Annotated in this window: 25 protein-coding genes; 19 read left to right on the top strand and 6 right to left on the bottom strand. The window is 63.9% G+C overall.

From position 1 onward, the window contains the following. Nucleotides 1-34: 34 nt before the first annotated feature. From VEIS_RS15895 to VEIS_RS15885, 3 genes are all read left to right on the top strand, one after another. The gene (locus tag VEIS_RS15895; RefSeq protein ID WP_011810991.1) at nt 35-1,027 is read left to right on the top strand and encodes a substrate-binding domain-containing protein; all 993 of its coding nucleotides are present in this window, start codon (nt 35-37) and stop codon (nt 1,025-1,027) included. A gap of 118 nt (nt 1,028-1,145) precedes the next feature. Then, nucleotides 1,146-2,147 carry a sugar phosphate isomerase/epimerase family protein gene (locus VEIS_RS15890; protein ID WP_011810990.1) on the top strand — a complete coding sequence of 334 codons (1,002 nt, stop codon included), beginning with the start codon at nt 1,146-1,148 and terminating at the stop codon, nt 2,145-2,147. A gap of 15 nt (nt 2,148-2,162) precedes the next feature. Beyond that, complete coding sequence (locus VEIS_RS15885; protein ID WP_011810989.1) at nt 2,163-3,320, top strand: Gfo/Idh/MocA family protein; 1,158 nt, start codon at nt 2,163-2,165, stop codon at nt 3,318-3,320. A 41-nt stretch (nt 3,321-3,361) separates the two neighbouring features. On the opposite strand, the gene VEIS_RS15880 is transcribed toward VEIS_RS15885, so the two are convergent. The 3 genes from VEIS_RS15880 to VEIS_RS15870 form a co-directional block, all read right to left on the bottom strand. Continuing rightward, nucleotides 3,362-4,450, bottom strand: a complete 1,089-nt coding sequence (locus VEIS_RS15880) for a PLP-dependent cysteine synthase family protein (protein WP_011810988.1) — start codon at nt 4,448-4,450, stop codon at nt 3,362-3,364. An 81-nt stretch (nt 4,451-4,531) separates the two neighbouring features. Further along, on the bottom strand, nt 4,532-5,329 hold the full coding sequence (locus tag VEIS_RS15875) for an SAM-dependent methyltransferase (RefSeq protein ID WP_011810987.1): 798 nt from the start codon (nt 5,327-5,329) through the stop codon (nt 4,532-4,534). Beyond that, the gene (locus VEIS_RS15870; RefSeq protein WP_011810986.1) at nt 5,326-5,925 is read right to left on the bottom strand and encodes a Maf family nucleotide pyrophosphatase; all 600 of its coding nucleotides are present in this window, start codon (nt 5,923-5,925) and stop codon (nt 5,326-5,328) included. Before VEIS_RS15870 ends, VEIS_RS15875 begins: the two co-directional genes overlap by 4 nt. 26 nt (nt 5,926-5,951) lie before the next feature. Here VEIS_RS15870 and VEIS_RS15865 point away from each other — a divergent pair, with 26 nt between their 5' ends. Next, on the top strand, nt 5,952-6,506 hold the full coding sequence (locus VEIS_RS15865; protein WP_011810985.1) for a YceD family protein: 555 nt from the start codon (nt 5,952-5,954) through the stop codon (nt 6,504-6,506). 76 nt (nt 6,507-6,582) lie between these two features. Here the strand turns inward: VEIS_RS15865 and VEIS_RS15860 are convergent, their stop codons facing one another. Beyond that, nucleotides 6,583-7,497, bottom strand: a complete 915-nt coding sequence (locus VEIS_RS15860; protein ID WP_011810984.1) for a LysR family transcriptional regulator — start codon at nt 7,495-7,497, stop codon at nt 6,583-6,585. 396 nt (nt 7,498-7,893) lie between these two features. On the opposite strand from VEIS_RS15860, the gene VEIS_RS15855 reads away from it, so the two are divergent. From VEIS_RS15855 to VEIS_RS15835, 5 genes are read left to right on the top strand one after another with little or no spacing between them, the layout of a single operon-like run. Continuing rightward, nucleotides 7,894-8,766, top strand: coding sequence for an amidohydrolase family protein (locus VEIS_RS15855; RefSeq protein ID WP_011810983.1), 873 nt, complete (start codon nt 7,894-7,896; stop codon nt 8,764-8,766). A gap of 21 nt (nt 8,767-8,787) precedes the next feature. Further along, a complete protein-coding gene (locus tag VEIS_RS15850) occupies nt 8,788-9,930 on the top strand; it encodes an acyl-CoA dehydrogenase family protein (RefSeq protein ID WP_011810982.1) in 1,143 nt (380 codons plus the stop codon). Beyond that, nucleotides 9,927-11,408, top strand: coding sequence for a class I adenylate-forming enzyme family protein (locus VEIS_RS15845; protein WP_011810981.1), 1,482 nt, complete (start codon nt 9,927-9,929; stop codon nt 11,406-11,408). The genes VEIS_RS15850 and VEIS_RS15845 overlap by 4 nt, the downstream gene beginning before the upstream one ends. Nucleotides 11,409-11,419: 11 nt before the next feature. Next, nucleotides 11,420-12,403, top strand: coding sequence for a Bug family tripartite tricarboxylate transporter substrate binding protein (locus VEIS_RS15840; protein ID WP_011810980.1), 984 nt, complete (start codon nt 11,420-11,422; stop codon nt 12,401-12,403). Between the two features lie 19 nt (nt 12,404-12,422). Beyond that, nucleotides 12,423-13,304 (top strand): NAD(P)-dependent oxidoreductase, encoded by an 882-nt coding sequence (locus VEIS_RS15835; RefSeq protein ID WP_011810979.1) that lies wholly within the window; start codon nt 12,423-12,425, stop codon nt 13,302-13,304. 133 nt (nt 13,305-13,437) lie between these two features. Here the strand turns inward: VEIS_RS15835 and VEIS_RS15830 are convergent, their stop codons facing one another. Continuing rightward, complete coding sequence (locus tag VEIS_RS15830; RefSeq protein WP_041950094.1) at nt 13,438-14,793, bottom strand: hypothetical protein; 1,356 nt, start codon at nt 14,791-14,793, stop codon at nt 13,438-13,440. A 219-nt stretch (nt 14,794-15,012) separates the two neighbouring features. Next, nucleotides 15,013-17,727 (bottom strand): hypothetical protein, encoded by a 2,715-nt coding sequence (locus tag VEIS_RS30655; protein WP_011810977.1) that lies wholly within the window; start codon nt 17,725-17,727, stop codon nt 15,013-15,015. A 235-nt stretch (nt 17,728-17,962) separates the two neighbouring features. Between VEIS_RS30655 and rpmF the strand changes: the two genes are divergently transcribed. From rpmF to VEIS_RS15775, 10 genes are all read left to right on the top strand, one after another. Beyond that, nucleotides 17,963-18,145 (top strand): 50S ribosomal protein L32, encoded by a 183-nt coding sequence (rpmF, locus tag VEIS_RS15820; protein ID WP_011810976.1) that lies wholly within the window; start codon nt 17,963-17,965, stop codon nt 18,143-18,145. A gap of 127 nt (nt 18,146-18,272) precedes the next feature. Continuing rightward, complete coding sequence (plsX, locus tag VEIS_RS15815; protein ID WP_011810975.1) at nt 18,273-19,328, top strand: phosphate acyltransferase PlsX; 1,056 nt, start codon at nt 18,273-18,275, stop codon at nt 19,326-19,328. Next, complete coding sequence (locus tag VEIS_RS15810) at nt 19,325-20,302, top strand: beta-ketoacyl-ACP synthase III (RefSeq protein ID WP_011810974.1); 978 nt, start codon at nt 19,325-19,327, stop codon at nt 20,300-20,302. Before plsX ends, VEIS_RS15810 begins: the two co-directional genes overlap by 4 nt. A gap of 59 nt (nt 20,303-20,361) precedes the next feature. Then, nucleotides 20,362-21,312, top strand: coding sequence for an ACP S-malonyltransferase (fabD, locus tag VEIS_RS15805; protein WP_011810973.1), 951 nt, complete (start codon nt 20,362-20,364; stop codon nt 21,310-21,312). Further along, a complete protein-coding gene (gene fabG / locus VEIS_RS15800) occupies nt 21,309-22,076 on the top strand; it encodes a 3-oxoacyl-ACP reductase FabG (protein ID WP_011810972.1) in 768 nt (255 codons plus the stop codon). Before fabD ends, fabG begins: the two co-directional genes overlap by 4 nt. Nucleotides 22,077-22,180: 104 nt before the next feature. Beyond that, complete coding sequence (gene acpP / locus VEIS_RS15795) at nt 22,181-22,420, top strand: acyl carrier protein (protein WP_011810971.1); 240 nt, start codon at nt 22,181-22,183, stop codon at nt 22,418-22,420. Next, nucleotides 22,417-23,661 carry a beta-ketoacyl-ACP synthase II gene (fabF, locus tag VEIS_RS15790; RefSeq protein WP_011810970.1) on the top strand — a complete coding sequence of 415 codons (1,245 nt, stop codon included), beginning with the start codon at nt 22,417-22,419 and terminating at the stop codon, nt 23,659-23,661. The genes acpP and fabF overlap by 4 nt, the downstream gene beginning before the upstream one ends. Nucleotides 23,662-23,762: 101 nt before the next feature. Continuing rightward, nucleotides 23,763-24,254 (top strand): hypothetical protein, encoded by a 492-nt coding sequence (locus VEIS_RS15785; RefSeq protein ID WP_011810969.1) that lies wholly within the window; start codon nt 23,763-23,765, stop codon nt 24,252-24,254. A 26-nt stretch (nt 24,255-24,280) separates the two neighbouring features. Further along, entirely contained in the window at nt 24,281-24,907 is a 627-nt protein-coding gene (rpoE, locus tag VEIS_RS15780; protein ID WP_011810968.1) for an RNA polymerase sigma factor RpoE, read from the top strand. 9 nt (nt 24,908-24,916) lie between these two features. Next, nucleotides 24,917-25,525: a sigma-E factor negative regulatory protein gene (locus VEIS_RS15775; RefSeq protein ID WP_011810967.1), complete on the top strand. Its 609-nt coding sequence runs from the start codon at nt 24,917-24,919 to the stop codon at nt 25,523-25,525. Nucleotides 25,526-25,529: the final 4 nt, after the last annotated feature.

Raw genomic sequence — 25,529 nt, 5'->3', positions numbered from 1 at the left:
CATGGCTTTTTTTCACAGGAACAGGAGACGCATCATGAAGCAGAAATTTCACCCCGATCGGGCATGGACCCGCCGCCGCGCATTGTCGGCGCTGGCCGGCCCTGTGCTGGCGTTGGCGTTGGCCAGCCCGGCGCCGGCGCAGAACAAACTCACGCTGGGTGTGTCCATCCCGTCGGCCACGCATAGCTTTCAAGGTGCCATCGTGTTCTGGGCGAACAAGGCCAAGAAGGATCTGGAGCAGGCCCACCCCGGCCTGCAGGTCGTCATCAAGACGGCAAGCGGTGGGCCCGAGCAGGCCAACCAGTTGCAAGACATGCTGACGGCGAACAAGATCGGCGCGCTGGTCATTTTTCCGTTCGAATCGGCGGCGCTGACCAAGCCGGTGGCGCAGGTCAAGGCCAAGGGCGTGTACGTGCTGGTGGTCGATCGCGGCCTGACCGACCCCAGTGCGCAGGACGCCTATCTGTCGTATGACAACACCGCCTTTGGCAAGATTCCCGCCGAGTTCATGGCCAAGACCCTGGGCGGCAAGGGGCAGGTGGTTGCCTTGCGCGGCATTGCCACCACGCTGGACAACGAGCGCATGGACGGCTTCAACGCCGTGCTCAAAAACAACCCCGAGATCAAGCTGCTCGATGCCAAATACGCCAACTGGAACCGCGACGACGCCTTCAAGGTGATGCAGGATTACCTGACGCGCTTTGCGCATATCGATGCCGTGTGGGCCGCCGACGATGACATGGCCGTGGGCGTGCTCAAGGCCATCGAGCAGGCCAAGCGCAAGGACATCAAACTGGTGTTCGGCGGTGGTGGTTCCAAGGGCATGATCAAGGCGCTGATGGACGGCAGCAACCCGGTGATACAGGCCAATGTGTCGTTCTCGCCGAAGTTCATCTACGAAGCGATCAAGCTCACCGCCGAGGCGCGCCTCAAGGGCGACAAGCTGCCAGCAAGGACCATCCTCCCGGTGGTGCAGATCACCAAAGAGAATGCCAAGGACTTTTACTTTCCGGACTCGCCGTACTGAAGATCGGTCAGACCCGCCATCCGCTCTGCTCAGCGCAGGCAGCCATTGCGATGGGGTCGCTGCCTGCCTTTTCACCCCCCAATTTTCACCCCCCAACCCACACCGCCCAAGACGCACCATGACAAGACCCGTCACCCTCTTTACCGGCCAGTGGGCCGACCTGCCGCTTGCCGAGCTTGCGCCCTTGGCCAAACGCATGGGCTACGATGGCCTGGAACTGGCCTGCGGCGGCGACCACTTCGATGTGCAAGCAGCCCTGGCCGACGCCCAATATGTGAAAGACAAGCGCGCCCTGCTCGAATGGCATGGCCTGCACTGCCTGGCCATTGGCAACCACCTGGTGGGCCAGGCCGTGTGCGACCTGATCGACGAGCGCCACCGGGCCATCCTGCCGCCCCGGATATGGGGCGACGGTGATCCCGAAGGCGTGCGCCAGCGCGCCGCCCGCGAGTTGATCGACACCGCGCGCGCAGCGGCAAAGTTCGGCGTCAAGACCGTCACCTGCTTTACCGGCTCGTCGATCTGGCATGCGATCTATGCGTTTCCGCCGATCGGCCAGGCGTACTGGGACAAGGGCTTTGCCGACTTTGCGCAGCGCTTTGCGCCCATCCTGGAAGCGTTCGAGCAGCAGGATGTCAACTTTGCGCTGGAAGTGCACCCCACCGAAATCGCCTTCGACATTGCCTCGGCCGAGCGCGCCATTGCCGCCGTCGGCGGGCACCGGCGCTTTGGCTTCAACTTCGACCCCAGCCACCTGGGCTACCAGGGCGTGGACTATGTGCAATTCATCCGCCGGTTTGCCGGGCGCATCCACAACGTGCACATGAAAGATGTCTGGTGGGGCAAGGGCGACGGCTCGGTGGGCGTGTTTGGCGGCCACACCAGCTTTGGCGATGCGCGGCGCTATTGGGATTTTCGCAGCGTGGGGCGCGGCATGATCGACTTCGAATCCATCATCGTCGCGCTCAACGACACCGGCTACCAAGGCCCGCTGTCGGTGGAATGGGAAGACAACCGCATGGACCGCGTGCATGGCGCCACCGAGAGCGCGGCCTTTTGCAAGCGGCTGGACTTCAAGCCATCCACCCACGCATTCGACGCCGTATTCACGCGCGCCTGACCAGGAGAGCACCCCATGCCGAAAGAAAGAAAACTGCGCTATGCAATGGTCGGCGGCGGCAACGGCGCCTTCATCGGCGCCGTGCACCGCAAGGCAATGGCGCTCGATGACCAGTTCGAGTGGGTGGCCGGAGCGCTCTCCTCCACCCCCGAACGCGCGCGCGTATCCGGCGCCGATCTGGGCCTGGCCGATGCGCGCAATCACGGCTGCTGGCAAGACCTGCTGAACGACGAACTGCGCCGCAGCCCCGAAGAACGCATCGATCTGGTCAGCATCGTCACCCCGAATGACCTGCACTACCCGGTGGCGCTGGCCTTTGTCGAGGCCGGTTTTCATGTGGTGTGCGACAAGCCGCTGGTGCACACCAGCGCCCAGGCCGATGCGCTGGTGGCCGCCGTGCAGCGCTCCGGCACCGTGTTCGGCGTGAGCTACAACTACACCGGCTATCCGATGGTGCGCGAGGCGCGTGAACTGGTGCGCAGCGGCGCCCTGGGCCAGGTGTGCAAGATCACGGTGCAATACCACCAGGGCTGGTTGTCCAAGCCGGTGGAGGCGAACGACAGGAAGGCCCTGTGGCGGATGGACCCGGCGCGCAGCGGCAGCACCGGCGCCATGGGCGACATCGGCTCACATGCCGAAAACCTGGCCGCCACCGTCACCGGCATGCAGCCGGCTTGGCTATGCGCCGACCTCGCCAGCTTCGGTGCCGGGCGCCAGTTGGACGACGACGCCCAACTGCTGCTGCGCTACGCCAATGGCGCGCGCGGCGTGATCATGGCATCGCAGGTGGCGGCAGGGCTGGAGAACGACCTGCGGCTACAGGTCTCCGGCACATTGGGCACGCTGGAGTGGCATCAGGAAAACCCGAACCAGCTGATCCACTCGCCGCTGGACGGGCCGCGCCGCATCCTGACACGCGGCGCCCCCTGGTTGAGCGCAGCGGCATTGCGCGCCGGGCGCCTGCCGGCGGGCCACCCGGAAGCCTTCATCGAAGCCTTTGCCAATGTCTACCTGGGCGTGGCTGCCGACATCCGCGCCCGCGCCAGCGGCCAGACGGCCGACCCGCTGGCCGCCGACTACCCGCAGGTGGCAGACGGTGCGCGTGGTGTGCGCTTCATTGAAAAGGTTGTCGAATCTGCCGCCAGCGAGCGCAAGTGGACGGCGTTGGACTGAGACCGCGCACCGGTCATCCGTCCGTTGTCATCTGTCATCGGTCAGTTGCCGCAGGCGCCGATCTGCGCGTCGATCTTGTGCTGTGCCAGCGTGCAGTCGCCAAAGCATTGCGCCACCCAGGCCGGGTCGAAATACGTGGGCAGATAGCGTTCGCCGGCATCGCACAGCAGCGACAGGATGGAGCCGCGCTCGCCGCGCTCGCGCATCTCGGCGGCCAGCGTCAGCATGGCCACGAAGTTGGTGCCGGTCGAAGGCCCGACGCGCCGCCCGAGCAAGCGCGACAGCGCGCGCATGGCGGCCACCGACTCGACATCGGGCACCTCGATCATCCGATCGACCAGCGTGCGGATGAAGCTCGGCTCCACGCGGGGCCGCCCTATGCCCTCGATGCGCGAGCCTGGCGCAGTCAGCGTGGTGTCGCCGGTGCGGTAGTGGGCGCTGAACACCGAGCCTGCGGGGTCGGCCACACACAGCCGGCTGGCATGGCGCTGGTAGCGCATGTAGCGGCCTATGGTGGCGCTGGTGCCGCCGGTGCCCGCGCCCACCACGATCCAGCGCGGAACGGGGTGGCGCTCACGCGCCATCTGCGTGAACATGCTCTCGGCAATGTTGTTGTTGCCGCGCCAATCGGTCGCGCGCTCGGCGTAGGTGAACTGGTCCATGTAATGGCCGCCCGTCTGCGCGGCGATGGCCCGGGCCTGTTCGTAGACCAGGCCGGCGCTGTCCACCAGATGGCAGCGCCCGCCGTGGAACTCGATCTGCGCGATCTTCTCGGGCGAGGTGCTGCGCGGCATCACCGCCACGAACGGCAACTCCAGCAGGCGCGCAAAGTAGGCTTCGCTGACTGCCGTCGAGCCGCTGGACGACTCGACGACGGTCGAGCCGGCGCCAATCCAGCCATTGCACAGCGCATACAAAAACAACGAGCGCGCCAGCCGGTGCTTGAGGCTGCCGGTGGGGTGGGTGGATTCGTCCTTCAGGTACAGGTCTATGCCCTGCGCGGCAAAAGCCGGCAGGCGCAACGGGATCAGGTGCGTGTCGGCGCTGCGCTGGTAATCGGCTTCGATGCGCGCAATGGCGCCGTGCAGCCATCTGTCGGCAGGCGCGGGGGCGTGGGTCGGTGTGCTCATGGTGCTGCGAAAAATATAGCTTATGGGGCGTGTAGATCCTGCGCTGCGGGGCCTGCAGACCCCAAAGCTGAAAGGGGCTGGTCAGCGCCCCAGCGCGAAAACGACCGGAGTGTGGTCATCGGGAGCTACCGGCTGCTGGCGCCATTGGCGCACCAACTGGCTGCGCACCTGTGCCTGCGGCAGCGTCAGCGCGCTGGCCAGCGCCAGCCGCGTGTGGGCCTGCAACTGCTGTACCAGGGCCTGCCACAGGGCGCTGTTGCGGTAAGGGGTTTCGATGAAGATCTGCGTCTGACCGGTCTTCAGGGCGATGCCCTCCAACTCCTTGATGCGCCGGATGCGCTCCTGCCCGTCTTGCGGCAGGTAGCCGACGAAAGCAAAGCTTTGTCCGTTCAGTCCGCTGGCCGCCAGCGCCAGCAACAACGAGACCGGGCCGACCAGGGGCAGCACGCGGATGCCAAGCTCGTGCGCGGCGCGCACCACCGATGAGCCGGGGTCGGCGACGGCGGGCATGCCGGCTTCACTGACCAGGCCCATGTCCTGCCCCGCCAGCGCGGCGGCGAGCAGCGCCGGGGCGTCGAGCCGGGCCGCGCCCTGCGCATCGTGGTCGCCCTTTTTCTGCACCGCACGCGGCAGTTCCGTGATCTGCTGCTGTTGCAGTGGCGTGGCCAGGCCGTGCAGCGCATCGATGCGCTTGAGGTAGGCGCGGGTGCTCTTGGCGTTCTCGCACACCCAGTGCCTGAGCCGGGCCGCCGTCTGCAAGGTGCTGGCCGGCAGGATGTCCGGCAACGGGACCTGGCTGTCGCAGCCAAAGTCCAGCGGAGCGGGCACCAGGTACAGGCGACCCGGGCCTGCGTCCGGGGAGGTGTCGGGCGCACTCATGGCAACGTCAGCCCGGCGGCGCGCAACATGCGGCAGGTGCGGATCAGCGGCAGGCCCATGAGCGCGGTCGGGTCATCGCTGTGGATAGCGTCGAGCAGCGCGATGCCCAGGCCCTCGCTCTTGGCACTGCCGGCGCAATCGTAGGGCTGCTCGGCGCGCAGGTAGCGCTCGATCTCGGCGTCGGACAACGCCCGAAACTGCACCTGCACGCAGGCCAGGTCCAACTGCTCGAAACCGGTGGCCGCGCACACCACGGCCACCGCCGTCTGAAACGCCACGGCCTGGCCGCGCATCTGGCGCAGTTGTTGCACCGCGCGTTGATGCTGGCCCGGCTTGCCCAGCGGAGCGCCGGCCAGGTCCGCGACCTGATCGGCGCCGATCACCAGCGCCTCGGGATGCTGCTGCGCGACCGCGCGGGCCTTGGCCAGGGCCAGGCGCAGGGCCAGCGCGCGCGGGGCCTCGCCGGGCTGCGGGGTCTCGTCCACCGCCGGGGCGGCGACCTGAAAGCGCAGGTTCAAGCGCTGGAGCAACTCGCGCCGATAGCGCGACGTGGAGCCCAAAACCACAGGGCGTTGCAAGGCAGGGGATCGATGCATGCGCCGATTCTCTTACACTGGCTGCCATGACCAAGGAATTCTCCCCCCAGCGCTTGGACGTGAAAGCCTTCGCACAGGCGGGAGGCCGGCTCTCGGGCCATGACTCGCTGTTGAAATACGAACGCCTGGCCCAAGAGGCCAAAGGGCTGCACCCGGATCTGCAGGTGGACTGGAGCGCCGAGGGCCAGTGGCGCATGGCATCGGACGGCATAGGCCAGGCCTGGCTTGGCATCAAGGTGCGGGCCAGTCTCCCGATGGAATGCCAGCGCTGCCTGGGCCCGGTGGACATGCCGCTATCGGTCGAGCGCGAGTTCCGCTTCGTTGCCGACGAAGCCACCGCCGATGCGCTCGATGGCCAGAGCGCGCAAGACCTGCTGGCCCTGAGCCGCGAGTTCAATCTGCACACCCTGATGGAAGATGAATTGCTGATGGCCTTGCCCGTCGTGCCCAAACACGACGAATGCCCCAGCGCCGTGCCACTGGTTTGCCAAGACGACGACTTCGAGCAAGCCAATGCCGACAAGCCCAACCCCTTTGCCGCGCTGGCCAGTCTGCGCAAAGTCGGCAAGGGCGATGGTTGAAACCACGCCATCACACACGACTTGCCTCCCTGATGCCGCTGTCGCCCTGGCGGCTTGCGACGGACCACTTGGCCGTTCAAGACGCGGTGTGTCGATCGTGCCTGGCAGCAAAAGCCTGGCGCACTGTCTCACGCAACCAAACATGCGCCGGATCGCTCGAATTGCGCGGATGCCAAGCGGCATCGATGGGCATCTGCAGCGCAAGAGGCAACGGTCGTGTAATGCAGCAACGCGGTAAGCGACCCAACCGTGTCCAGTGGTTGGGCATGGCGACGACCAAATCAGTGCACTCCACCACTTCGAGCGCTTCCAGCCAATTCGGCATTTTTACGACCACATCACGCACCAGGCTTCTGGCCGTGAGCGCTCGATCGATCGCACTGCTGCCCACGCCTGTGACCTTGATGTGGGCGAGTTGGAGGTATTTTTCCAGCGTCAACTCCTGCTCTGCAAAAGGGTGCTCACGCCGCATGGCAACTGCGAACGTATCGTCGAACAGGCGCATCGACTCCATCGGGCCATTCACAGGAAGGTCGGCCAAGCGAATCTGAAGCCCTTCGTATGCAACGGCGCTACCGACCTGGTGTTCGTCCGGCGATTCGAAGACCAGGCGTACATGAGGCGCAGCCTCGCGCACATATGCGCACATATGCGCCATGATGAATGGCCGAACATATTCGGTCACGCTGAGGTAATAGGTCGAATGGCAGGTTGCCGGATCGAAGCTGCGCTTTTCATCCACAGCCGTTTCGATGGTCGCCAAGCCAGACTTGACCGCAATCGCCAGCGTCACGGCACGCGGCGTGGGCTCCATGCCACGGGGGCCGCGCACAAGCAATTCGTCCTGAAATGTGTTGCGCAAGCGCTTCAGCGCATGGCTCACCGCCGACTGCGATAGCGCAAGCCGCTCGGCTGCACGCGAAACGTTGCGCTCCTCCACGAGCGCCTGGAAGGTCACCAGCAAATTCAGATCGATCTGTCGCAAGCCCATGCCCATGCCTCCGGTACGTCGACACGAAGTTGTAGTGCGCCGTATTCTGATGGGTCAGGACTTACGCAGAAACACTAAAACACTACGGGCAGTGTGCTGGATGTGGTTCAGCAGACTACCTGTCGTGTTTTAGCCGGGCTTTGCGTAAGTCCTGTAGGTAAAAACCTTAGGTATTGGTGCCATGCATATCGCGCATGTCGATTCAGACAAGCGTACTCGAGATGCACTGGACAGAATGAGGCGTTCCACCACCAGGCAAAGAAAGGCAAGCGTTCAGCACGCTGGTGTCCAACGAAGTCAAGCCCGCAGAAAAGCGCATTCACAAAGGAAAGCCCTCTCTGAAACAGTGAGCGTCTCGTCCTGCTTCGTGAATCTCATCACCCCAAGGAGATATCAGTGCTGAACACAGCAGCCAGCCTGCCGCCCCCATCCGAATACCAGAAACCGCGCTTTGCCGTGCCACGCGGTGCATGCGACTCGCACACCCACGTCATTCCCGAAAGCGGATGGAAGTTGGTACCAGAGGCCAGCTACATCCCCGCGCTGGCACCCTCCCCGGTTCATATGGCCATGCTGAATGCTTTGGGGCTGGAACACGGTGTCGTCGTGCAACCGAGCATCTTCGGTACGGACAACACGGTCGTGCTCGAAGCCATCGCGCAAGCACCGCAACGGCTGCGCGGCGTGGCAGCAGTAAATCCGTCCATTGCCGACAGCACCCTTCAGGCGCTGCATGGGCAGGGCATTCGCGGGGTGCGTTTCAACGTCATGCTTGGCGGTGGCGGCGGCCTCCAGGCGATGACCGAACTGGCATCCCGTCTTGCCGCACTGGACTGGCATGCCGAGATTCTGGTGGACGGCCATCTGCTGCCGGACCTCCGGCCCGCATTGCAAGCGCTACCTTGCCGACTGGTCATTGACCACATGGCCAGCCTTCGCGCAGACATTGGTCCGGACGCCGCTCCTGTACGCGCCCTGCGTGCACTGCTCGCCGATCGGGATACCTGGGTCAAGCTTTCTGGCGCCTATCGCTTGGCCGACCAGCCCAGCGATGCCCGATTGGCCGAGCGCGGCCGCATGCTGGTGCAAGAAGCCCCGGATCGCATGGTCTGGGGCAGCGATTGGCCGCATGTGGCCTGCGCGGCCATGCCCGACGCGGGCGAACTGCTGAACATGCTGGCCGATTGGTTCGATGCCGACCAGGCCACGCTGCAACGCATCCTGGTGGACAACCCGGCCAGGTTGTTCGACTTCCCCGCTGCCAAGTAAGCCCATTCCCGGCTGATTTCAATGAACATCAATCTTCAACTCAAAGACCCTCAGTGGGCGGACTTGGCCCTTGTCACCGTGAAGGAACTGGTCGCCGAGTGCCGCGAGGAGCTCGACGAGTGCGAACGCATCGGCCGCTTCCCCGCCGAAACCTACCGGCGCATGGGAGCTCGCGGGCTGCTCGGCGTGATCACACCCGCGCAATGGGGTGGACAGGGAGGTGACGCCCCGGAGTACTGCTTCACCACCGAGGCCATGTGCCGCTACGGCTTGGTATCGAGCCAGGTGCAGATCCAGGGCATGCGCTGGATGAACGACTGGGGTACGCCAACGCAAAAGAAGAAGTACTTGCCCGGCATGGTGGAAGGCTCGCTGGTGTTCTCGGAATCCATTTCAGAGCCGGGCGCAGGCTCTTCGCTGAAGAAACTCTCCACCACCGCCGTGCGAAAGGGCGGTGACTGGATCATCAACGGCAAAAAGATCCACATCAACCTCGGCGCAGAGAGCCACGTCACACTGGTCTATGCAATGACCGACGCGGGGCTCACCTCCTTCCTCGTGGACACGGACCTGCCTGGCCTCACGCGCCGCCACAGCGAACCGCTGGGTTACCGCTTCCTGCCGACCGCCGACATGATCTTCGAAGATGTCCGCGTGCCCGATGCGGCGCTGCTGGGAGCACCCGGCGAAGGCATGAAGACCTTCCTGTCCACGTTCAACGTCAGCCGCCTGGGCAATGCATCGGAGCTGATCGGCTTTGCCACCCGCGCGCTGGCCGAAGCCACCGACTACGCCAAGCAACGTGACGTGGGGCACCACAAGGTCACCGACTTCCAGGGTATCCAGTGGACCCTGGCCGACTGCTACAGCGCGCTGTATGGGGCCTCGCTGGCCCGCGACCACGCAGCCAACCTCGTCAAACAGGGCCAGGAGTTCTCCATGGCCACCAGCCTGGCGAAGAAGCTGGCCGTCGAGGCTGCCGAGAAAACCACCAACGACTGCTTCGCGCTGACGGGTGGCTACGGCCTGTACCGCGACAAGCCCTGGGGCCAATTGCTGTACGAAGTGAAGACGCTGCGGATCGCCGGCGGATCGGTGGAAATCCTGCGCAACTACATCGCGCACCAGATCCTCAAGGACGAAAAACTCAGGGGACTCAAGTGAACAATGTCGCGCAACTCATCACCTCGGCCGCCGCAGCCGTTGCCCACACCGCGTTCGGCACCTTCCGCCAGCAGGATCGGCTGGAGCGCGTCGTCGAACGCGCCCGCGCTGTCGCAGCCCGCCTGTCCGACACCGGTCTCGTGCGTGGCGACGTCGTCGCCGTCATCGGTCATAACAGCGGAGCTTATCTGGTCACCTGGATGGCCACCCAGTTCGCTGGACTGCAAGCGGCGCTCATCGATCCCGCCTATCCCGATGAACTGCTCGGCACCATGCTCGACAACCTCGCGCCGCACGGCATCCTCTGGGTCGGGCGCGATCCCGGAACGCTTGCGCAGCGCAACGAAACCCAGGTGGACATGCAGTCCGCCTGGGACAGCACCATCGAGGTTCTGCGCACCGGCGGACACCAAGGTGCAGCGTCTGGTACCGGGCTGGATTGCGAGCCGCATGAAATCTCGGCCTACATCCACACCTCGGGTACCACGGGCCGGCCGAAGTTCTGTGCGTTGAGCCACGGTTACTTCCTGCGCCTGGGCCGCTTTTTCGCCGATACCTTGGCGCTATCGCCACAAGACACCGTATGCCCGCCCCTGCCTTTGTTCCACATCAATCCCATGGGGTACGGCGTTCTCGGTGCGCTCACGGCGCATGCCGCACTGCTTTCGAGCGAGAAGTTCTCGGCAGCGGACTTCTGGTCCGACATCAAGAACCATGGCGTGACAGCTCTCGTTCTACACGCGCCACCCGCCAACCTGCTCAAAGTCAAAACCACCGCGCAGGAGGCCGAAGGCCACCAAGTGCGGATCGGCTTTCTGTGCGACCGGGCTTTCCTGCGCCAGTTCAACGTGCCGATTGGCGTGGGCGCCTACGGGTCCACCGAGGCTGGCGGCCTGTGCCACACCTGGCTCCTGCGCCCCGACGATGACGACATGCCTGTCGAAGGCGCCTGCCACCTCGCTGGCCGCGCACGCCATGACGTCGAACACAAGATCGCACAGGACGGCGAGATCCGGGTGCGCGGCAAACACCCACTGTCACTGTTTTCCGGCTATGCCAGAGGGGGGCGCATCGAGCCCCAGACCGATGTCGATGGCTGGTTTCACACGGGCGACCGCGGCCGCCTGGATGAGTACGGCCGGCTGGTCTTCGTCGAGCGCATCAGCGAATCCATCCGCATCAATGGTGAATACGTTCCGATCGATTTCGTCGAAAGCCGGCTCAGGCAAGCAAAGTCGCTCGGCGAGTTCGCACTGTGGCGTGTCGATTCCGCGTCGAAGGGGCACGAGGTTGTGCTCTACACGACAGCCACCGATGTCGAACACGCACAGGTGTGCTCGGTGCTCGCTGATCTGCCCAAATATATGCACCCATGCGCATTGATCCGCATCGCGCAACTCCCGCGCGACCCGGGCATCGGAAAGGTTCAGCGGCGCCTGCTCGATAAGCAGCCGCGCCTGGTGGTCACCAAGCTGTAAGAAGGCACACCATGATCAAGAAATTCTTTCGGCGTACCGCCCTCACCCTGGCAACTGCGGTCGTGGGCTGCGTGATCATGCCTGCCGCTTCGGCACAGGCAGCCTACCCAGAAAAATCCATCCGGCTGATCGTCCCGTTTCCACCGGGAGGCGGTGCAGACCGGGTGGCCCGCACACTCATCCGGAAGCTCACACAAACCATGAAGACGGCCTTCGTGGTGGAAAACCGTGGCGGCGCCAACGGCATCATCGCACTCGACGCTTTGGCGAAAGCACCTGCCGACGGCTACACGCTGGGGCTCACGCTGATGGACCATCTGGCGCTGAACCCGGCGTTGTTCGAGCACCTGCCCTATGACGGCACCAAGGATTTCGCCCCCGTCGCCCTGCTCGCTTCGTACCCCTTTGTCTTCGCGGTGAATGCGAACGGCGGCCCGCTGACGATGGCGCAGGCTCTGGCATCAGCCAAGGCTGCGCCGACATCGATATCCATCGGTTTTCCGAGCGCCAACTCACGTCTGGCGATCGAGCAGTTGCAGCAGCGCGCCGGAGTTCAACTGAATGTCATCCCCTACCGGGGCATCGCACAGGGCATGCCCGATCTGCTCGGTGGCCGCCTCTCGTTCTGGATCGGCACGAGCGCGACACTGCGCGGCCCTATCGAAGGGGAGCAAGTCCGCGGCCTGGCAGTCACTTCGGCAAAGCGTTTGCCAGTGCTCCCGGACGTTCCCACGGTAGCGGAATTGGGATTTCCGGGCTTTGAGACCGTGAGCTGGTTCGGCTTACTGGCGCCCGCGAAAACGCCCGCAGCCATCGTGGCGCGGCTGAACACCGAAATCAATGCGGCACTGAACGACCCAAAAGTCAAAGCCGCCTTCGAAGCCGATGGAGCCACCCTCCTCGGCGGCTCCAGCGCTGCTTTCGAGGAAACCTTGCTCGACGACACAAAACGCCTGGGTGCCATCGTCAAGGAATTGGGACTCAAGGCAAACTGAATCGCCGCTTGGAGAAATCATGAAAATTGCAGTCATCGGCCTCGGTGAGGTTGGCCGCTGTTATGCCAAGGCCCTGCACATCGCTGGTTTTCAGTTGCGCCTGTGTGACACCCGCCCTGCCCCGGTCGCCAGCGCGTTGGCCGCGACTTGGGAACTGCCCATACAAACCTCCGTCGGAGACTGGCTGCGGGAATGCGACTGGATGCTTTCTTGCGTCACAGGCGCACATGCGCTCGGCGTTGCAGAACAGTGCCTGGCCCACGCACACCCGGGAGCCGCTCTGTGCGACTTGACCACGGCCAGCCCCGACACCAAACGCAGCGCCGCCAAGCTGGCAGCGGCTCGATCGATTCGTTACATCGATGTGGCCATCATGGGTGCAATTTCGTTGAGTCTCGAAAAAACGCCGCTTCTGGCGTCTGGCGCAAGCGCCGCAGAATTTGCCGAGCTACTGACCAGGGCAGGCGGCAATGCCCGCGCAATCCATGGTGGCGCTGCAGGTGATGCCATCGCGCTGAAGATTTTGCGAAGCGTCTTCACCAAGGGCATGGAGGCGCTTGGCGTTGAACTACTGATGGCGGCCGAGGCCCAAGGTGTGCGCGAAAAACTCTACACGCAGTTGCGCGACATCGACGAAACACCGCTGCGCACGTTCATCGACATGCTCGTGCGCACACACGTCATCCATGCCCGCCGCCGCGCGCATGAGGTTCATGATGCCGCCGCCGAGTTGGCCAAACACGGCATTCCATCGGTCGTTCTGCCCGGCGTCGAAGAACGCTTCGCCAAAACGATTGCGAAACTGGAAACCCAAGCGCCACCCCAGACAGAGCCCACGATCGAAGAAGCGCTCGCTTGGTTGCTCGGGAAAACCCAACCCACTGGAGCGGGTAAAGGGTGAGGAGCATACGCTGATGAAGTGCATAGTCTTGCGGCCGGCGAACGTGGTGACCGGATCGCCGTTGCGCGACGGCAATCTGCCCGACACCTGCGCACCCTGCCTGGTCACCCGCATGTCATGGTCAACCGCAAACTCAGCGTCTTTGGAAACGAAGTTCAGCCTCAGATCCAGATTCCGCGTTTGAGGTCGCGCTGGCCCCCTCTGCGGCGCGCGTCGCAGAGCGGGCCGACGGCGTGATCTCGGTAGTGCCGATATCGCGTGGCGGCGGCGGTGTGCCGTCTTGTGTCGCGTAGCCCGACACGTATGACAATGGAGTGCCGGCTCCCGCCCGCTGCGCGGCCAGTCCGGCGCTGCTGGTGCCGGCCGCCAACATGTTCGGCGGCACCACCAGCGTGACGCTGGCTTGTGTGGTGTCCTGGTAAATCGCCATACTGCCACCGACGATATACGGATTGCGCAGGTCGTTCCAGGTCAGAAAATAGGTATCGGAAATCACATTGTCAAAGATGAAGGTGCCATTGGCATCGACCACGGTCTCGGCCCTCATCTGTGCGTCGTAACCCTTGAGCAAGATTTTGCGGCCGGCGAATGTGGTGACCGGATCGCCGTTGAGCGACTGCAATCTGCCCGACACCTTCGCGCCCCGCCTGATCGCCAGCATGTCATAAGAAGCTGTAAACTCGCCGTCCTTGGAAACGAAGTTCAGCCCTATGGTCAGAGCGCCATTCGGCAGCGCGCTGAGCAATCGCTGCATGGCCGGGCCGGAGATCGAAAAGCTGGAATCGACTGGATTGAAGGACCAGAAATCCTTCAGGCGAACCCTGACATTGTTCGCGCCGATGATCAGCCCTTTGCTATCGTCTTTCAGGTCAAGCGCGCCTACGCCTTGCAACCTGAATGTCAATGGGGCGTCCGTGATGGTGTTGTTCGGCCCCAAGCCGTCAACGGTCAGGCGCGGGCGGACAGGAACCGGCAAGCCTTCCTCCCCTGGCCCGTCGTCGTAGGCCTGTGCGGCAGTCAGCCGCTGTGATCTGATCAGCACATGGCTTATGGTCGTTGCAGCGCCGCTCTTGATCTCCAGCGTCGCCTCCTGGTCTTCGCCCGTGTCGCCCGGGGTGGAAAAGCGCAGCGTCCCATCCATCAGCAAGGCATTCGATATGGCCCCCGACGGGGTGACGCTGTCGGCGTCGGCAGGAAGGTCGAGGTCTTGGAGCGACAGTATCACCACCTCCGCCGGCTTGACCTCTTCGAGTTGGATGTGCTTCACGGAAGCGGGCGGAGTGCTCAGCGGCACCTCTGCGGCCAGTGCTGTGTCCGATGGCTTTTCTGCGACGGGCGGTGAACCCGGTGGCGCCTGCGTGCCGCCTCCGCAGGCGGCCAACAGCGCGCTGGCTGAAACTGCCATGGTCAGTAGGGTTGCCTTCATATCCGCTCCTGCGTCGATCGATGTGCGCCGGCCTGTCTGAAGCACATTTTTGACCGTCGCCATCACTTTCCGGCCGGCTGCGTTGGCCGGACAAATCGCCCATGATCGCACTGGCTGATGACTGCATGGGGGGCGACCACGACCCCCGCATCATGCTCGCCCGTCGTCGGTGTCCGCAGCGCTCACCAGCATGTCGCGCAATGGCTTGTGTGTCATGCGATGCGTTCAGGCGCCGGCCTTGTGATTTTCTGCTCCCGCCACGCCAAGACAATCACCAAACCCTTATGGGCGCGCTGAGATGCTTATATGCCAGTGGCTCAGGTGGCCAGCTTCGGTGCGAACCTTTGCTGGTTTGGTCCATGCCGTCACGCCAGGAATCGTAGTTGACGCGGCCGATGCACCGGGCGGAAATTTCGCGTCAATCAGCACATGCTCGATGAACGAGTCTCCGATATAGATGACGCGGGTGGAAGCGTGTGCCGCCTCACGGTCGAGCAGTGCGCGGTTCGCGGCAATCCACGCCTGCAATGCGGACAGTGAGGGTTTTTGCGCCGCATTGCCTGCCACCTCGGCCGCAGCATCGTCGATCAGTTTTTTGATTTGCGCGCCATTACCCTGCCCGCCCAGCGCGTCGCCAAAGCCGCCCCGGCCGTCGGCATAGCGCATGTCGATCTGCTGGCCATCACTGTGGCCCTCATGGCCGAGAATGGAGCGCCCATTCGCAGTCTGGGTGACATGCTTGCCGCTGATGTCGTCGAAACGGTAAGGTTTGTTGCTAAGCCAGTTGATGGTTCGTTGAGTGGCCCATGAGTCACCGCCGGCATCGCGCGAGCCATAGCGTCGCCCCGACAAACTGGCAACATCTGCTGCAAGATAGAGCGGCGTAAATGCCGTCGCGCCGTCGAATTCGACCTTCCCGCCCTCGGCGGGATCGGAGCTTATTGCGGGCGTATCACCGACCGTGCCTGCGATACGGACCGTGACGGCCAGCTTTCCATTGAGCATGCTGCCAGCGAAGGTGGGCAGGGAAAGCCTGGGGAACTTGATCTTGCCTGGGGTGTCGGTGGTATGCGCTTGCCCCAACAAATTGTCGGCAGCAAAAGCCGGATCACCGCCATCCGGAGAGATACCAATATGCACTTCGGTGATCTTCGCATCGGCTGGCTTATAGGTGATTTCGAGCGGTATGGTGTGGCTGGCGCCGCTACCGCTTCGCTGAATCAACCGGTAAGGCCCAAAAGGCAAGGCGTCACTTTGCTGAATCGACAGGTAAGGCCCAGGCAGGTTGGCGCCAGTCCTGATGGGGTTGAGTACCGGATGGGCATTGGCATTCGGCGACAAGAAACGGGCCGACGAAACGCTGAGCCCCTTGCATGCCAGGGTCAACTCGACCGTCGTGGTGGTTGGCAGGAGATAGTCGCCGATATTGATGGCACGCACAAAACCGCTGACGGTGAGCGCGGCGTTCCTGGTCTGCTCGGTCACGTCCACGCACACGGTCTTACTCGTGCGGCCCTGGGTGTAATGCGAATGGTTCACTAAACCATTGGCCGAAAGACCTGTGGCTGGCAACCCTACGACCGAGTACGCCCAAGTATCGTTGTAGATGCTCTGCTGTCTCGTGTACTGTGGATACTCATAGGTAAACACGGTCATTTTGACGCCGACGCTCTTGGTGCCGACCGGCACCGTAAAGTTGATATTTGTAATAACGTCTTGGCCTAGCCCGTTTGAGGTGGCGCTGAAGGTCGCGCTGGCCCCATCTGCGGCGCGCGTCGCAGAGCGGGCCGACGGCGTGATCTCGGTAGTGCCGATATCGCGTGGCGGCGGCGGTGTGCCGTCTTGTGTCACGTAGCCCGACACGTATGACAATGGGGTGCCGGCTCCCGCCCGCTGCGCGGCCAGCTTGGCGCTGCTGGTGTTGGCCTCCAACATGTTCGGCGGCACCACCAGCGTGACGCTGGCTTGTGTGGTGTTTTTGAAAATCGCCATACTGCCACTGACGATATACGGATTGCGCAGGTCGTTCCAGGTCAGAAAATAGGTATCGGGAATCACATTCTCGAAGGTGAAGGTGCCATTGGCATCGACCACGGCCTCGGCCCTCATCTGTTCGTTGTAACCTTTGAGCAAGATCTTGCGGCCCGCGAACATGGTGACCGAATCGCCGTTGAGCGACTGCAATCTGCCCGACACCTTCGCGCCTTGCTTGATCACCAGCATGTCATAGTTAACCGCAAACTCAGCGTCTTTGGAAACGAAGTTCAGCCCCAGATTCAGATCGCCACTCGGCAACGTGTGGAGCAAGCGTTGCATGGCCGAAACGGAGATTGAAAAGCTGGAATCGGTCGGATTGAAAGACCAAAAATCCTCCAGACGACCAAGCACGTTATTGTTCTTGTCCATGACCAGCCCTTTGCTTTTGTCTTTCAGGTCAAGCGCGCCTATGCCTTGCAACCTGAATGTCAATGGGGCGCCCGTGATGGTGTTGTTCGGCCCCAAGCCGTCAACGGTCAGAGGCGGGGACTCAGGAATCGGCAAGCCATCTTCCTCTGGCCCGTCGTCGTAGGCCTGTGCGGCAGTCAGCCGCTGTGATCTGATCAGCACATGGCTTATGGTCGTTGCAGCGCCGCTCTTGATCTCCAGCGTCGCCTCCTGGTCTTCGCCCGTGTCGCCCGGGGTGGAAAAGCGCAGCGTCCCATCCATCAGCAAGGCATTCGATATGGCCCCCGACGGGGTGACGCTGTCGGCGTCGGCAGGAAGGCCGAGGTCTTGGAGCGACAGTATCACCACCTCCGCCGGCTTGACCTCTTCGAGTTGGAAGCGCTTCACGGAAGCAGCCGGTGCGCTCGGTGGCGCCTCTGCGATGGGCGGCGTGCTCGATGGTGCCTCTGCGACGGGCGCTGAACCCGGTGGCGCCTGCGTGCCGCCTCCGCAGGCGGCCAACAGCGCGCTGGCCAAAACTGCAACTGCCATGGTCCGTAGGGTTGTCTTCATGTTCGCTCCTGTGTCGATCTATATGCAACGACGTGTCTGAAACGAAACCAATGGTAACTACAATCTGTGGCAACTGCAATCCGCTGGCAAGGCAGCGAACCGGCTGCCCTGTGCCCCGAATCGGGTGTTCGGATTGGGTGCTATAGTCGCTGGCTTCGCGCGCAGCCCCTGCCCTGCCTGGGTGTCTCGATGGGCCGGTCGCGTTTTCCACCAACCTTGAAGATCAGGAGCCGCCATGGCTGTCCAGCAAAACAAGAAATCCCCGTCCAAGCGCGGCATGCACCGCTCGCACAATGCGCTGGCGCTGCCCGGCATTGCCGTGGAACCCACCAGCGGTGAAGTGCATCTGCGCCATCACATCAGTCCGAACGGGTTTTATCGTGGCCGCCAGGTGCTCAAACCCAAGTCTGAAGCCTGACTTTCTCGCCGCGCGCGATCAAGGCTCGTCCATAGGCCCGACGCTACTGCTGCCACCGTAGCCCGGGCCTTCGCTTTGACCGTCGCCATCACTTTCCGACCGGCTGCGTTGGCCGGACAAGTCGCCCATGATCACACTGGCCGTTGACTGCATGGGGGGCGACCATGGCCCCCGCGTCACGCTCGCGGCGTGCCGCGCGTTTCTCGACCATCATCCGGATGCCCGCTTGCTGCTGGTCGGCCAGACCGACAGCCTGCGCTCGTTCACGCATGCCCGCGCCGCCCTGGTGGCGGCCACCGAAGTGGTGGCGATGGACGACTCGGTGGAGGTGGCCTTGCGCAAGAAGAAGGATTCTTCGATGCGCGTGGCGATACAGCAGGTCAAGGATGGCGCGGCCTCGGCCGCTGTCTCGGCCGGCAACACCGGCGCGCTGATGGCGATTGCCCGCTATCTGCTCAAAACGCTCGACGGTATCGACCGCCCGGCCATCGCCACCCAACTGCCCAACGCCCGGGGCGGCGCCACCACGGTGCTCGATCTGGGCGCCAATGTCGATTGCTCGGCCGAGCATCTGTTGCAGTTTGCGGTAATGGGCTCGGCCCTGGTGTCGGCGCTCCAGGAAGGCGGCGAGCCTACGGTGGGCCTGCTCAACATCGGCCAGGAGGCCATCAAGGGCAGCGAAATCATCAAACGCGCCGGCGAGCTGCTGCGCTCTGCCGCCCAGTGCGGGGATTTGAATTTCCACGGCAATGTCGAAGGCGATGACATTTTCAAGGGCTCCGTCGACATCGTGGTGTGCGACGGCTTCGTCGGCAATGTGGCGCTCAAGGCCAGCGAGGGTCTGGCGGCGATGATCATCGGCGCGCTCAAGATCGAGTTCTCGCGCCATGTTTTTGCCAAGATGGCGGCCATCGTCGCCTACCCGGTTTTGCAAGCGCTGATGAAGCGCATGGACTACCGCCGTTACAACGGCGCAGCGCTGCTGGGCCTGCGCGGCTTGGTCTTCAAGAGCCATGGGTCGGCCGACGCAATGGCTTTCGAGCAGGCCCTGAACCGGGCGTATGATGCAGCCCGCAACAACCTGCTCGACCGTGTCCGTGCCCGGATTGCGCATGCAGCGCCGCTGTTGGCGCCTGCCGATGCCCAGCCCAAGCCTGACATTGCGGCGACGACCCATCGATGAGACGCTACTCCCGCATTATCGGCACCGGCAGCTACTTGCCCCCGCGCCGGCTGACCAACGCCGATCTGGTTGCCGAACTGGGCCAGCGCGGCATCGAGACCTCGGACGAATGGATTGTCGAGCGCACCGGCATCCGGGCGCGCCATTTCGCTGCGCCCGATGTCAGCAGCAGCGACCTGGCCCTGCAAGCGGCGCGCCTGGCTTTGCAGGCAGCCGGCTTGCAGGCGACGGACATCGATCTGATCATCGTCGCCACGTCGACGCCGGACATGGTCTTTCCCGCAGCGGCCTGCATCTTGCAAAACAAGCTCGGCGCCAATGGCTGCCCGGCGTTCGACCTGCAGGCCGTGTGCAGCGGCTTCGTCTATGCGCTGTCGGTGGCCGATTCCATGGTGCGGGCCGGCGCGGCCAACTGCGCGCTGGTCGTCGGCGCGGAAGTCTTCAGCCGGATTCTGGATTTCAATGACCGAACGACCTGCGTGCTGTTTGGCGATGGCGCCGGCGCCGTGGTGCTGCAGGCGAGTGCGACGCCGGGCATCCTGTGCAGCGACCTGAAGGCCGATGGCAAGCATGTCGGTATCCTGTGCGTGCCGGGCAACGTCTCGGGCGGCCAGGTGCTGGGCGATCCGGTGCTGAAGATGGATGGGCAGGCGGTGTTCAAACTGGCCATCGGCGTGCTCGAACAAGCAGCCCATGCGGTCTTGGCCAAGGCCGGTCTGAAGCCTGCGGATGTCGACTGGCTGATTCCGCACCAGGCCAACATTCGCATCATGCAGGGCACGGCCCGCAGGCTGAAGATGGGCATGGACAAAATGGTGGTCACGCTCGATCAGCATGGCAATACTTCGGCGGCATCGATTCCTCTGGCGCTCGACCATGCGGTGCGCATGGGCCGGGTCAAGCCGGGCCAGACCCTGTTGCTCCAGGCGGTGGGTGGCGGCTTCACCTGGGGCGCTGTGCTCTTGAAGTTGTAGCCAACGGTGAAGTAGCGATAAGCGCTGTGGCGTGGTTCTTTGATGCTCGTGGATGCTCGATGAAATCTTTTGCATTTGTCTTTCCGGGACAGGGCTCGCAATCGGTGGGCATGCTCGATGGCTGGGAAGGGCACCCGGCGGTGGCGCAGACCCTGCAGGAAGCCTCCGAGGCCCTGGGTGAGGATCTGGGCCGCCTGATCGGGCAAGGCCCCCAGGAGGCGCTGGCCCTGACCACCAACACCCAGCCGGTGATGCTGGTGGCCGGGGTGGCGGCTTGGCGCGTCTGGCGCGCCGAGGGCGGGGCCGACCCGGTGGCGCTGGCCGGGCATTCGCTGGGCGAGTATTCGGCCCTGGTGGCCGCAGGGGTGCTGACGCTGGCCCAGGCCGTCCCCCTGGTGCGGCTGCGGGCTGCGGCCATGCAAGAGGCGGTGCCGCTGGGCACGGGGGCGATGGCGGCCATCCTGGGGCTGCCGGCCCCCCGGGTCATCGCCGGTTGCGCCGAGGCCTCGGCAGCGTTTGGCGCCGGCTCGACCGAGGTGGTGGAGGCGGTCAATTTCAATGATCCCGTCCAAACCGTGATTGCCGGCACCCAGGCCGGTGTCGCCAAAGCCTGCGCACTGCTCAAGGCCGCAGGCGCCAAGCGTGCGTTGCCGCTGCCGGTGTCCGCGCCCTTCCATTGCAGCCTGATGCAGCCGGCCGCGCACAAACTGCGCGCGGCGCTGGCCGGCATCACCCTCGCAAGCCCCGCCATGGCGGTGGTCAACAACGTGGATGTGGCCGTCCGGCAAGATGCCGCCGCGATTGGCCAGGCGCTGTACCGCCAGGCATTCAGCCCTGTGCGCTGGGTGGAATGCGTGCAGGCGCTCCAGGCGCGGGGCGCCACCCACATCGTCGAATGCGGTCCGGGCCAGGTGCTGACGGGCCTGACCCGGCGCATAGCCCCCGAGTTGGTCGGCGCGGCATTGTTTGATCTGGCCACATTGGCCAAAACCCGGGAGTTGTTGGCATGACGCAATCGACAATGGCGGCACCCGTACCGCAGGCATCACCGTCAGTGGCGCTGGTCACGGGCGCATCGCGCGGCATTGGTGCGGCGATTGCGCTGGAACTGGCGCGGCGCGGCTACCAAGTGGTCGGCACGGCCACCACGGACCAAGGCGCCGAGCACGTCAGCCAGGTATTGGCGGCCTATCCCGGCTGCCGGGGTGCGCGGCTGAATGTGAACGACGGCGCCGCCATCGAAGCGCTGATCGACACCATCGCCCGGCATCAAGGCGGCTTGCAGGTGCTGGTGAACAACGCCGGCATCACGCGCGACACCCTGGCCATGCGCATGAAGGATGAAGATTGGGATGCGGTGCTCGACACCAATCTGAAGGCCGTTTTCCGCGTCAGCCGCGCCGCCATCCGTCCGATGATGAAGCAGCGTTTCGGGCGCATCATCAGCATCTCCAGCGTGGTCGGCTCCATGGGCAACCCGGGGCAGGCCAACTATGCAGCGGCCAAGGCCGGCGTCGCCGGCATGACCCGCGCCCTGGCCCGCGAACTGGGCAGCCGCAGCATCACGGTCAACTGCGTGGCCCCTGGCTTCATCGCCACCGAGATGACGGCGCAACTGCCCGAAGAACAGAAAAAAGCGCTGCAAATGCAGATCGCGCTCGGGCATCTGGGCCAGCCGGCAGACATCGCTCATGCGGTGGCCTATCTGGCGTCCCCCGAGGCCGGCTATGTGACAGGCCAGGAGTTGCATGTCAATGGCGGCCTGTATATGTAAATGACGAAAGTCGACGCCGCTTCATCCGGACGGCGGGCGGCTCGGGGGCAGGTCTTCCAAGCCGCTAGAATCCCGGATTCCTTCACAACCCCCAAAGGGAAGCCATGAGCGATATCGAAGCACGCGTCAGAAAAATCATTGCCGAACAGCTCGGTGTGGAAGAGTCCCAGGTCACCAATGAAAAGGCCTTCGTGGCCGACCTCGGTGCCGACTCGCTCGACTCGGTGGAATTGGTAATGGCTCTGGAAGACGAATTCGGCATCGAAATCCCGGACGAAGACGCCGAGAAGATCACCACGGTGCAAAGCGCCATCGACTACGCCAATACCCATCAGAAGGCATGAGCCGTCGTCGCGTCGTCGTGACCGGCCTGGGTTGCGTCAGCCCCGTGGGCAACACGGTGGCCGACTCTTGGGCCAGCCTGCTTGCCGGACAATCCGGCATCGACCGCATTACCAAGTTCGACGCATCGAACTTTGCCTGTCAGATCGCAGGCGAGGTCAAAGGTTTTGACCTGCACGGCTACCTCAGCGCCAAAGATGCGCGCGCGATGGACACTTTCATCCATTTCGGCATTGCCGCTGCGACGCAGGCGGTGCTTGATGCCGGTCTGCCCACGGGGCCGGCGCTCAGCCAGGAGTTCGCCACCCGCATCGCCTGTGTGATCGGCTCCGGCATTGGCGGCCTGCCGCTGATCGAAAACACCCAGGCCGAACTGGCCCATCGCGGGCCGCGGCGGATCACGCCTTTTTTCGTGCCGGCATCGATCATCAACATGGTGGCCGGCCAAGTATCGATACGCTTTGGCTTCAAGGGGCCGAATCTGGCGGTAGTGACGGCCTGCACGACGGGCCTGCACTGCATCGGCGAAGCGGGCCGCATGATCGAGTACGGGGATGCCGACGTGGCGCTGGCCGGCGGCACGGAAGCCACGGTCTCGCCGCTGGGCATTGGCGGCTTCGCCGCGATGCGCGCCCTGTCCACCCGCAACGATGACCCCCGGACGGCATCGCGCCCCTGGGACAAGGATCGTGACGGCTTTGTGCTGGGCGAAGGCGCCGGCGTGATGGTGCTGGAGGAATACGAGCATGCCAAAGCCCGTGGCGCGAAAATCTATGCCGAGCTCAGCGGTTTCGGCATGAGTGCCGACGCCTCCCACATGACGGCCCCCGACATGGACGGCCCGCGCCGCGCCATGCTCGGCGCTTTGCGCAATGCCGGCATCAACGCCGATCAGGTCGACTACCTGAACGCCCACGGCACCTCCACCCCGCTGGGCGACCTGAACGAAAGCAACGCCATCAAGGCGGCCCTGGGCGAGCATGCCTACAAGACCGTGATCAGCTCGACCAAGTCCATGACCGGTCATTTGCTCGGTGGCGCCGGCGGCATTGAAAGTGTTTTCACGGTGCTGGCACTGCACGAGCAAAAAGTGCCGCCTACCATCAACCTGTTCCATCCAGACCCCGAGTGCGACCTCGACTACTGCGCCAACACGGCGCGGGACATGAAAATCGACGTGGCCATCAAAAACAACTTCGGTTTCGGCGGCACCAACGGGACGCTGGTTTTCAAACGCATCTGATCGCCGCTGGCCAGACATTACGAGAGCGGCCAGGATTTGGATTTGGACTTGCGCCAAAGCCCGACCATGGGTTCGGCCATGTCGCATGACCGGACTACGGCATGACCCCACGCTCACGGCACCCGCCTGCGGTGCAGTATCCGTTGCAGCGCAGCGCCGTCCTGGGCGCGCTGCTCGTGTTTTGGCTGCTGGGCAGCGCCATGGTCCTTGCGGCTTGGGTGGTGTTGGGGGCGCGGTCTGCATGGGCAGCGGGTTGGATCGCCGCTGGCCTGTGGCTGCTGGCGCTGTCCGGTGCATTGCATTTTTGGCTCGGCCAGTTCTCCGGGCTGATCCACTGGGATGGCCAGGCCTGGGCGTTGGAGACGAACAGGCCCGGGGCGATTTCATGGCCACTTTCCGGGCCGCCCGAGGTTCTTTTGGACATGCAAACGCAGTTGTGGCTGTGCGTGCGTCCGATGGAACGGCGCCGCATCTGGCTGTGGCTGGAGCGATCGAGCCAGCCCGAGCGCTGGCTCGATCTGCGCCGTGCGGTATATTCGCGCGCCAGACCGGGCACCGGCAATGCTGACGCCATCGCCCCTGGCCCGTCGTAGCCGTGGGGCGTCCATCCCGAGTATCCATGACCGTCCCTGAGCCCTCCCCCGCCGAGAACAGCGATCTCCAACTGGTGGAACGCACGGTCGCGGGCGATCAGCGAGCCTATGAGTTGCTGGTCATCAAATACCAGCGCCGCATCGAGCGCTTGATCGGGCGCATGGTGCGCGACACGGATCTGGTCCAGGACATTGCCCAGGAGACGTTCATCCGGGCTTACCGCGCCCTGCATCAATTCCGGGGCGACGCGCAGTTCTACACTTGGCTGTACCGCATTGCCGTCAATAGCGCGAAGAAGGCGTTGATGGAGATGAAGCGCAATCCGGTCATTTCCGAAAATGCCTTGCGTGGCAATGAGCAAGAGGACGAAACTTCCTATCCCGGGCATGAACTAACCAGCGACGAAACCCCTGAGACCGTGCTGGCCGCCCAAGAGGTCGCGCAGGCCGTGAACGCGGCCGTGCAGGACTTGCCCGAGGATCTGCGCCAGGCCGTGGTGCTGCGCGAGATCGAGGGGCTCAGCTACGAGGAGATTGCTGCGGCCATGGGCTGCCCTATCGGCACGGTCCGGTCCCGGATATTCCGGGCGCGCGAGGCCATTTCGGCCAAAGTGCGTCCGTTGCTTGAGAACCAGTCAGGCAAACGGTGGTGAGGTGATGGCATGAACAACGATGAGATGAACGAGCGCTTGTCTGCGCTGGCCGATGGCCAACTCGATGCCGAGGAATTGGCAGCGGCGCTGGCATTTGCGGTTGACGATGAAAACGGGCGTGCGACATGGCAGCTCTATCACCTAGTGGGCGATGCGCTGCGCTCCCCGGATTTGGCGCGCCCGGCCGATCCTGCATTCATGCCGCGTTTGCGCGCGCAGTTGGCCAAAGAGGCGCTTGCTGCGCAGCCCCGGACGCTGGTTCAGGCGCCGCTGATGGCCCCGGCACGCAGCGCTGCGACATCCGCCGCCAATGCCTCGGTTTTCCGCTGGAAGATGCTTGCCGGCCTGGCCTCGCTGGCGGCGCTCGGGGTCATCGGCTGGAGCGCGCTGGCCCCGCTGCAGGGCGGCGGCTTTGCGGGGGTGCCAGCCCAGTCACAGGCGGCTGCGTCGGCGGAACCGCTGGTCGCGGTGGCCGATACCGACGGGCAGCAGCTGATGATTCGTGACCCTCGTCTGGATGAGTTGCTGGCTGCCCACAAGCAGTTTGGCAGCATGTCGGCAGTGCAGATGCCAACGGGCTTCTTGCGCAATGCGACGTTTGAAAACCCCGGCCGCTGAGATG

It is taken from the genome of Verminephrobacter eiseniae EF01-2, from assembly GCF_000015565.1.
Taxonomy (GTDB): domain Bacteria; phylum Pseudomonadota; class Gammaproteobacteria; order Burkholderiales; family Burkholderiaceae_C; genus Acidovorax; species Acidovorax eiseniae.
This window is presented reverse-complemented; position numbering and strand designations above follow the sequence as displayed.